Annotated in this window: 5 protein-coding genes and 1 pseudogene; 5 read left to right on the top strand and 1 reads right to left on the bottom strand. The window is 66.0% G+C overall.

Annotated features, from left to right (window positions below):
• A pseudogene (locus XAXN_RS14725) lies at window positions 1-189 on the top strand (IS3 family transposase); the annotation flags it as partial.
• Window positions 190-729: 540 nt separating this feature from the next.
• Here XAXN_RS14725 and XAXN_RS14735 read toward each other — a convergent pair.
• Window positions 730-2,007 carry a DNA topoisomerase IB gene (locus XAXN_RS14735; RefSeq protein WP_054320103.1) on the bottom strand — a complete coding sequence of 426 codons (1,278 nt, stop codon included), beginning with the start codon at window positions 2,005-2,007 and terminating at the stop codon, window positions 730-732.
• Window positions 2,008-2,063: 56 nt separating this feature from the next.
• Between XAXN_RS14735 and XAXN_RS14740 the strand changes: the two genes are divergently transcribed.
• The 4 genes from XAXN_RS14740 to XAXN_RS21715 all read left to right on the top strand — a co-directional run.
• Window positions 2,064-2,444 (top strand): I78 family peptidase inhibitor, encoded by a 381-nt coding sequence (locus tag XAXN_RS14740; RefSeq protein ID WP_054320104.1) that lies wholly within the window; start codon window positions 2,064-2,066, stop codon window positions 2,442-2,444.
• Between the two features lie 202 nt (window positions 2,445-2,646).
• The gene (gltB, locus tag XAXN_RS14745; protein ID WP_054320105.1) at window positions 2,647-7,119 is read left to right on the top strand and encodes a glutamate synthase large subunit; all 4,473 of its coding nucleotides are present in this window, start codon (window positions 2,647-2,649) and stop codon (window positions 7,117-7,119) included.
• 131 nt (window positions 7,120-7,250) lie between these two features.
• A complete protein-coding gene (locus tag XAXN_RS14750) occupies window positions 7,251-8,732 on the top strand; it encodes an FAD-dependent oxidoreductase (RefSeq protein WP_054320106.1) in 1,482 nt (493 codons plus the stop codon).
• 212 nt (window positions 8,733-8,944) lie between these two features.
• A partial coding sequence (locus tag XAXN_RS21715) for a transposase (RefSeq protein ID WP_134984893.1) occupies window positions 8,945-9,151 on the top strand: 207 nt, incomplete at its 3' end.

The following is a 9,151-nucleotide window of genomic DNA, read 5'->3' on the forward strand; positions in this document are numbered from 1 at the left end:
AAACGCTTCCATTACGACGATCACGCACAACTGCAACAGCATTTAGCCAACTTCATCGACGCCTACAACTACGGTCGCAGGCTCAAAGCTCTGAAGGGTCTGACACCGTACGAATTCATCTGCAAGCAGTGGACATCCGAACCCGAGCGGTTCAAAGTGAATCCGATCCATCTAATGCCGGGACTGAACATGCGTCGCGGCGAGCGCGCGACCGGTGGCACCACTGCCAGCGGCCTGGCCAACCCGGCCCAGGGCGCCAGCGAAAGCGGCGGCGATCAGCTCACCATCGAAACCGGCCCGAACAACAGCATCACGGCGATTTATTGCGGCTGAGGGTTGGGGATTCGGCAATCGAAATTCGGGATTCGGTACAGCACCGCTGCTGTCTGCGTCCCGGGGCTGCCACCTGGAGTGCTGACACCGCGTCGCCGATGGCCGCCAGGTGTACATGAGCGACGCGCAGGGGCCGGTGTGCGCGGTACATGATGCCCGAGCATCGCCAACGTCCTGCTTGTGGCAAACGCCGTGGCCTGTCAGCCGCGTCTACGCCGACTTGCGCCTTGCCGCAGACTTCGCCTGTGTCTTGAGCTTGCTGGAGTGCTGACACCGCGTCGCCGATGGCCGCCAGGTGTACATGAGCGACGCGCAGGGGCCGGTGTGCGCGGTACATGATGCCCGAGCATCGCCAACGTCCTGCTTGTGGCAAACGCCGTGGCCTGTCAGCCGCGTCTACGCCGACTTGCGCCTTGCCGCAGACTTCGCCTGTGTCTTGAGCTTGCTACGCGAGGCGCTCAAAAACTTCAGCGTGGCCGCTTCCCACTGTCGCTCGCCACGCACACCGGTGGCCATCGCCTGCAGTTGGCCCGCACGCCAGCCTTCGAAGACGCAGGGGTCGATGTAGGCCTTGCGGCACACCGACGGCGTGTTGCCCAAGGCATCGGCCACTTGACGGATGACATCGTTCTGCACCTGCGTCAGCGCGCGTTCGCTGCTGCGCTCGGGCAATGGCAGGCGTGCCAGCCGCTGCAATGCCGCCAAGGTGCCGCCCCAGGTACGGAAATCCTTGGCGGTGAAGTCTTCGCCCATTGCCTCGCGCAGATACTCGTTGACCTGCCCCGAATCGACCGGCTGCAACTGGCCATCGTCGTCGCGATACTGAAACAGCGATTGCCCCGGCAACTGCTGGCATTGCCGGATCAGTTTGACCAGCTGCTTGTCGTCCACTTCGATATCGTGGTCCTGGCCGCTCTTGCCGCGGAACTTGAGCCGCGCGCGTCCGCCTTTCAGAAATTCCATGTGCCGGTTGCGCAGCGTGGTCAGCCCGTAGGAGCGATTGCTGCGCGCGTATTCGGCATTGCCCACGCGCACCAGGGTGTCGGCCAGCAACGCCACCACGATCGCCAGCACCTTTTCGCGAGGGAATCCCGGCAGCACCAGATCGCGACGCAACCGCCGCCGCAGTTTGGGCAGCGCAGTGCCGAAGGCGATCACGCGTTCGAACTTGCCCTCGCCGCGTACCTGCGCCCAGTCGGGGTGATAGCGATATTGCTTGCGCCGCCGCGCATCGCGCCCGGTGGCCTGCAGGTGGCCATTGGGCTTGGCGCAGATCCACACTTCGGTATATGCCGGCGGAATCGCCAGCGAACGGATGCGCTGCAGGGTCTCGGCATCGGCGATGCGCTGCCCGTCGGCATCACGGTAACTGAAGCGCTTGCCGGCCTTGCGGCGGCTGATCCCGGGCTGCTGATCGTTCACATACGTCAGCCCGGCCGCACGCGCGGTCGCCTTGGCCTGCGCCACAGCGGCTGCGCTTGCCACGGCGACCGTGGCGACGGCGGCGCCGGTTGCCACCGCCGCTAGGTTGCCAGCGGTACTGGCGGCTACTGCGGCATTGCGAACAATACGTTTGGCTTTCATTGCGCACAGGTCGAGGGACTGGCCGCGATTGTTGGCCGCAGCAAGAGTAGGCTGCGTCAACGCAGCGACAACGCCGTGTGCGCAAGCCATGCCCGTCGCGTGACTTTGTGCTTATGCTTGGGCATCCCCATTTGCCGGAGTGATCGATGCGCGCTGTTCTACCTGTTGCTCGCCTGACCTGCACCCTGGTGATGCTGACCGCATTGACTGCCTGCAACAAACCGCAACCCGATGAGCAGGAGGCCGTCACCGCCAAGGCCCAGCACGCGGCCGAACAAGCCGCTGAGCCCGCGCCGGATGCAGCGCCGGAAGCGCCGCCGATCGGTACCTGCGACGCCACCCAGGTGCAGTCGCTGGTGGGCCAGCCGTTGACCGATGCGGTGGGCGAACAGGCACGCAGCGATGCCGGCGCCAAGTCGGTGCGTGTGCTCAAACCCGGCCAGATGACCACCATGGAATTCAATGGCGAGCGGCTCAATCTGGAAGTGGACGCCAAGAACGTGATTACCTTGGTGCGCTGCGGCTGATACGGCGTTGGCGCCTGTCGCAAGACCGGCGCCAAGCCTGCTGGCACAAGGGCTTTCAGCCGCTCTCGTTGCAGCTGTAACGGTGTATTGCGGCACCGCATCAACTGTGGTCTAGTCGATCATCCGGTGACCTCTTCGAAACGCTCCACGGATCGAGCGCTGCAACGTCGTCGCCGCTCTCCTAGATCGCAAAGAGGCAGACATGGCCCCCCGCACTCGCCAAGGGCTCAATGACCACGGTCTCTACAACAGCGTGCGCGATGAGCGCGACGCGTGTGGTTTTGGCATGGTCGCACAGTTGGACGACCAACCTTCCCGCGCGCTGGTGGATACCGCGATCGCGGCGCTCTCGCGCATGACCCACCGCGGCGGTGTCGCCGCCGACGGGCTCACTGGCGATGGCTGCGGCCTGCTGATTCGCAAACCCGATGCGTTCTTGCGCGGGCTCGCGCGCGACGCCGGCATCACCCTGGGCAAGCGCTACGCAGCCGGTGTGGTGTTCCTGCCGCTGGACGAAAGTGATGCGGCGCGCTGTCGTGCCCAACTGGAAAGCCAGTTGCTCAGCGCCGGCGTGCAGCTGCGCGGCTGGCGCGTGGTGCCCACCGACGACAGCGTGTGCGGCCAGCTGGCCCGCGACACCTTGCCGCGCATCGAGCAGGTGTTTGTCGATGCCGGCGCCGAGCAGACCGAAGACGGCTTCACCCTGGCGCTGTTCCTGGCGCGCCGCCGCGCCGAGCAGGTGCTGCATGCGGTCGAAAACTTCTATGTCACCACCCTCTCGCCCAACGGCATCAGCTACAAGGGCATGGTGCTGCCGGACAAGCTGAGCACGTTCTACCCGGACCTGCAGCGCAACGATCTGTCCTCCAGCGTAATCGTGTTTCACCAGCGCTTTTCCACCAACACGCTGCCGCGCTGGCCGCTGGCGCATCCGTTCCGGCTGCTCGCCCACAACGGCGAGATCAACACCATCGAAGGCAACCGCCGCTGGGCGCAGGCGCGCAGCAAGGTGTGGCAGACCCCGCGCTTCGATATCGCGCAGTTCAATCCGGTGATCTCCATGCACGGCTCCGATTCTCAGAGCCTGGACAACATGCTGGAGCTGCTGATCGCAGGCGGCATGGACCTGCTGCAGGCGCTGCGCATCCTGGTGCCGCCGGCGACCCAGTCGCTGGAGTTCAAGGACGCCGACCTGGCCGCGTTCTACGAGTTCTACGGCCTCAATACCGAACCGTGGGACGGCCCGGCCGGCATCGTCGCCTGCGACGGCCGCTATGCCGCCTGCATGCTCGACCGCAACGGCCTGCGCCCGGCGCGCTGGATGCTGACCTCCGACCGCCATTTCCTGGTCGCCTCCGAGGCCGGCGTGTGGGAGCTGCCAGCCGAGCGCATCACCTGCAAGGGCAAGCTGGGCCCGGGCGAGATGATGGCGATCGATCTCAAGCGCGGCGACCTGCTCGATTCCAATGCCATCGACCGCATCAACCGCGCGCGTGCGCCGTACAAGCAATGGCTGCAGCAGGGCGTGACCTACCTGCAGACCGAATTGATCGACCCCTCGCTGGTGGAAGAGCCCTTCAGCGAGCAGACCCTGCGCAGCTACCACAAGCTGTTCCAGCTCAGCATCGAGGAGGTGGAACAGATCCTGCGCCCGCTGGCCGAAACCGAGCAGGAAGCCACCGGCTCGATGGGCGACGACACCCCGATGGCGGTGCTCAGCCGCCAGACCAGGCCGCTGTACGACTACTTCCGCCAAGCGTTTGCGCAGGTCACCAACCCGCCGATCGACCCGCTGCGCGAAGGCGTGGCGATGTCGCTGACCACTCAGCTCGGCAAGGAGACCAACATCTTCCATGCCGGTGCGGAGACGGTGAACCACGTCATCCTCAATTCGCCGGTGCTCAGCCAGCGCAAGCTGCGCCAGCTGCTGAAGATGCCGCAGTATGTCGAGCGCAATCGCCTGATCGACCTATCCTACAGCCTGGAGGAAGGCCTCAAGGCCGGCCTGGAGCGCATCTGCCAGGAGGTGGAAGCCGCCGCGCGCGACGGGGCGGTGATGCTGCTGCTGTCCGACCGCTACCCGGTGCCGGACCGGCCGATGGCGCATGCGCTGCTGGCCACCGGCGCGGTGCACCACCACCTGTGCAAGATGGGCCTGCGCTGCGACGTCAACCTGATCATCGAGACCGGCACCGCGCGCGATGCGCATCACATGGCCTGCCTGCTCGGCGTCGGCGCCACTGCGGTGTATCCGTACCTGGCCTACCAGACCCTGTTCGACCTGGGCCGGCGCGGCATCCTGCAACTGAGCAAGGGCGGCGAGCAGTCGCAGATCGGCCGTCGCTACCGCAAGGGCATCTACAAGGGCCTGTCCAAGATCATTTCCAAGATGGGCATCTGCACCATCGCCAGCTACCGCGGCGCACAGCTGTTCGAGATCGTCGGGCTGGACCCGGACGTGGTGGACCTGTGCTTTGCCGACACCCCGGCGCGCATCGGCGGCGTGGACCTGGCGCGGCTGGACACCGAGGCGCGCGAACTGACCGTGCGCGCCTGGAACGACCAGCTCAAGCCCGAAGTGGGCGGCCTGCTGAAGTACGTGCACGGCGGCGAGTACCATATGTACAACCCCGACGTGGTCATGACGCTACAGCGTGCCACCCGCACCGGCGATGCCGGCGACTGGCAGAAGTACGTGGACGCGGTGCATGCGCGCCCGGCCTCCACGTTGCGCGACCTGGTGCAGCTCAAGCGTGCCGACACCCCCACCCCGCTGGATCAGGTCGCCCCGGCCGAGGACGTGCTGCGGCGTTTCGACAGCGCTGCGATCAGCCTGGGCGCGTTGTCGCCGGAAGCGCACGAAGCGCTGGCGATTGCGATGAACCGCTTGGGCGGGCGCAGCAATTCTGGCGAAGGCGGCGAAGACCCGGCCCGCTACGGCACCGAGAAGCGCTCCAAGATCAAGCAGGTGGCTTCCGGCCGCTTCGGCGTGACGCCGGAATACCTGGTCAACGCCGAAGTGCTGCAGATCAAGGTCGCCCAGGGTGCCAAGCCCGGCGAAGGCGGCCAGCTGCCCGGCCACAAGGTCAACGAGCTGATCGCGCGGCTGCGCTACGCCAAGCCCGGCATCGGCCTGATCAGCCCGCCGCCGCATCACGACATCTACTCGATCGAAGACCTGGCGCAGCTGATCTACGACCTCAAGCAGGTCAACCCCACCGCACTGGTATCGGTGAAGCTGGTGGCGCATGCCGGCGTCGGCACGATTGCCGCCGGCGTGGTCAAGGCCGGCGCCGATCTGATCACCGTGTCCGGCCATGACGGCGGCACCGGTGCCAGCCCGGTCAGTTCGATCCGCTATGCCGGCGTACCGTGGGAACTGGGCGTGGCCGAGTCGCACCAGGCCCTGGTGGCCAACGACCTGCGCGAGCGCACCATCCTGCAGACCGACGGCGGGTTGAAGACCGGCCTGGACGTGGTCAAGGCCGCCCTGCTGGGCGCCGACAGCTTCGGCTTCGGCACCGCGCCGATGATCGTGCTGGGCTGCAAGTACCTGCGCATCTGCCACCTCAACAACTGCGCCACCGGTGTGGCCACCCAGGACGAGCGCCTGCGCGCGGGCTATTTCACCGGCCTGCCCGAGCGCGTGGAGAACTTCTTCCGCCTGCTGGCCGAGGAAGTGCGCGGCTGGCTGTCTTACCTGGGCGCACGCTCGCTGGACGAGATCGTCGGCCGCACCGACCTGCTGGAACAGCTGGAGGTTTCGCCGCGTCCGGGCGTCAAGGTCGACCTGTCGCGCCTGCTCACGCACGCACAGTACGACGGCAGCCATTGCGCCGCCCAGCGCCTGTATGAATCGCCCGACAGCCTGGCCACGCAGATGGACGGCCTGCTGGCCGATGCGATCGCCCACAAGACCGGCGGCGACCATCGCTTCCTGATCCACAACACCGACCGCTCGATCGGCGCGCGGCTGTCCGGCGCCATTGCGCGCGTGCATGGCAACCACGGCATGAGCGATGCCCCGTTGAACCTGCGCTTCCGCGGCACCGCCGGTCAGAGCTTTGGCGCCTTCAATGCCGGCGGCCTGCAGCTGGAGCTGGAAGGCGAAGCCAACGACTACGTCGGCAAGGGCATGGCCGGCGGCCGGCTGGTGGTGCGTCCGCCACGCGGCGCGCGCTTCGAAGCCCGCAACACGCCGATCGTCGGCAACACCTGCCTGTACGGCGCCACTGGTGGCGAGCTGTTCGCTGCTGGCCGCGCCGGCGAACGCTTCGCGGTGCGCAACTCCGGCGCACTGGCGGTGGTGGAAGGCGCCGGCGACCACTGCTGCGAATACATGACCGACGGCATCGTGCTGGTGCTGGGCAAGGTCGGCCTGAACTTCGGCGCCGGCTTCACCGGCGGGCTGGCCTATGTGCTGGATATCGAACGCGACTTCGTGGACCGCTACAACCACGAACTGATCGACATCCACCGCGTTTCCGCCGAAGGCTTCGAGAACCATCGCCAGCACCTGCACACCTTGATCAGCCGCCACCGCGAACTCACCGGCAGCATCTGGGCGCAGCAGATCCTGGACGAGTTCCGCGACTACATCGGCAAGTTCTGGCTTGTCAAACCCAAGGCCGCCAGCATTGAGTCGTTGACCGAGTCGCTCAGGCGCGCCGCCTGAGTCTTGCTCCCCTCTCCCGCAAGCGGGAGAGGGGTTGGGGGTGAGAGTCCTGCTCCCTGCGCCCCCCATCCGCCCCTTCGGGGCACCTTCCCCCGCAGGCGGGAGAAGGGAATCAGCCACGGATTTCGTTTATGAGCCGCAAACAAGCCTTCCAATTCCTCGACCTACCGCGGACCATGCCCACGCGCATTCCGTTGGAACTGCGTACGTCCGGCGACTGGGGCGAGTTGTACGGCAAGTTCGACAAGGCCGATGCGCAATACCAGGCCGGTCGTTGCCTGGACTGCGGCAATCCGTATTGCAGCTGGAAATGTCCGGTGCACAACGCCATCCCTCAGTGGCTGCAGCTGGTGCAGGAAAACCGCATCGAGGAAGCCGCTGCGCTGTGCCATTCCACCAACCCGCTGCCGGAAGTCTGCGGGCGCGTGTGCCCGCAGGACCGCCTGTGCGAAGGCAGCTGCACGCTGGAGGAATTCGGCGCAGTCACTATCGGCGCGGTGGAAAAGTACATCGTCGACACCGCCTTCAAGATGGGCTGGCGCCCGGACCTGGGCAACGTGCAGCCCAGCGGCCACCGCGTGGCGGTGATCGGCGCCGGCCCGGCCGGCTTGTCGTGTGCAGACCGATTGGCGCGCGCCGGCATCGAAGCGGTGGTCTACGACCGCTATGAGCAGATCGGCGGGCTGCTGCAGTTCGGCATCCCCAGCTTCAAGCTGGACAAGTCGGTGATTGGCAAACGCCGCGAGATCCTCGAAGGTATGGGCGTGCAGTTCCGCCTGGGCGTGGAGATCGGTCGCGACATCAACATCGAGCAGTTGCTGGGCGAATACGACGCCGTGTTCCTCGGCACCGGCGCCTATCGCTACACCGACGGCGGCCTGCCCGGGCAGGACCTGAAGAATGTGCTGCCGGCGCTGCCGTTTTTGGTGCATAACAGCCGCATTGTCAGCGGCAACGACCCGCACGGCCGGCCGATCGCCGGTTGGGAAGACCAGCTCGCCCTGCCCGACCTCATCGGCAAGCGCGTGGTGGTGCTGGGCGGCGGCGACACCGGCATGGACTGCGTGCGCAGCGCCATTCGCCTGGGCGCGGCCAAGGTCACCTGCGCGTATCGCCGCGACGAAGCCAGCATGCCCGGCTCCGCGCGCGAGGTAGCCAACGCCCGCGAAGAAGGCGTGCGCTTCCTGTTCAACCGCCAGCCGCTGTCGATCGAATCCGGCGCCGACGACGAAGCCATTGGCGTGACCGTGGTGGAAACCGAACTCGGCGAGCCCGATGCCAGTGGCCGCCGCAACGCGGTGCCGGTGGAAGGCAGCGAATCGCTGCTGGAAGCAGACGTGGTGATCATCGCCTTCGGCTTCTCGCCCACCCTGCCCGACTGGCTGGCCTCGCAAGGCGTGGAAGCCGGCAGCAACGGCCGCATCGTCGCCCCGGCCGACGGCCATGGCCGCCTGCCCTACCAGACCAGCAACCCGCGCCTGTTCGCCGGCGGCGACTGCGTGCGTGGCGCCGACCTAGTGGTCACGGCCGTTGCAGAAGGCCGCGATGCGGCTGGCAGCATCGTGCAACTGCTGGGTGTGAAAGCGCAGGTCAAGGAACCGGCTGCGGCGTGAGTCGTTGAGGGCCATATATGGATCGCGCCTGGCTCAACGAGGCAAGGAATCTTCTGTATAGAGCTCCCGAAGTCGCGCTTCGAGAGCTGCGTGAGATCGAATTAGCAATTGGGCCGGACGTTCCAACTCGTATTCGACATTTACGCACCAACGAGTTTAGAGCCGATAACAAAACCCTTGAATTTTGTTGAGTCGGCGGCAACATTGTCGGCATGACACGTCGCAACGAGATCCCTATTGCGCTGTGGAAGCGCATCGAGCCACTGATTCCGCAGGTCAAGCCTTCCCCCAAAGGTGGACGACCTCGTGTCAGTGATCAGCAGGCCCTCAACGGCATCGTCTATGTGCTGCGCACGGGCATTGCGTGGGAAGACCTGCCTTTGGAACTTGGCGATGGCAGCGGCATGACCTGCAGGCAA

The sequence above is a fragment of the Xanthomonas axonopodis genome (genome assembly GCF_001304695.1).
GTDB classification, from domain to species: Bacteria; Pseudomonadota; Gammaproteobacteria; order Xanthomonadales; family Xanthomonadaceae; genus Xanthomonas; species Xanthomonas axonopodis.

Excerpts from the sequence above, each read along its gene's own strand:
- XAXN_RS14740 (WP_054320104.1), top strand. The coding sequence starts at position 2,064 with ATGCGCGCTGTTCTACCTGTTGCTCGCCTGACCTGCACCCTGGTGATG.
- XAXN_RS14735 (WP_054320103.1), bottom strand. The coding sequence starts at position 2,007 with ATGGCTTGCGCACACGGCGTTGTCGCTGCGTTGACGCAGCCTACTCTT.
- XAXN_RS14750 (WP_054320106.1), top strand. The coding sequence starts at position 7,251 with ATGAGCCGCAAACAAGCCTTCCAATTCCTCGACCTACCGCGGACCATG.
- gltB (WP_054320105.1), top strand. The coding sequence starts at position 2,647 with ATGGCCCCCCGCACTCGCCAAGGGCTCAATGACCACGGTCTCTACAAC.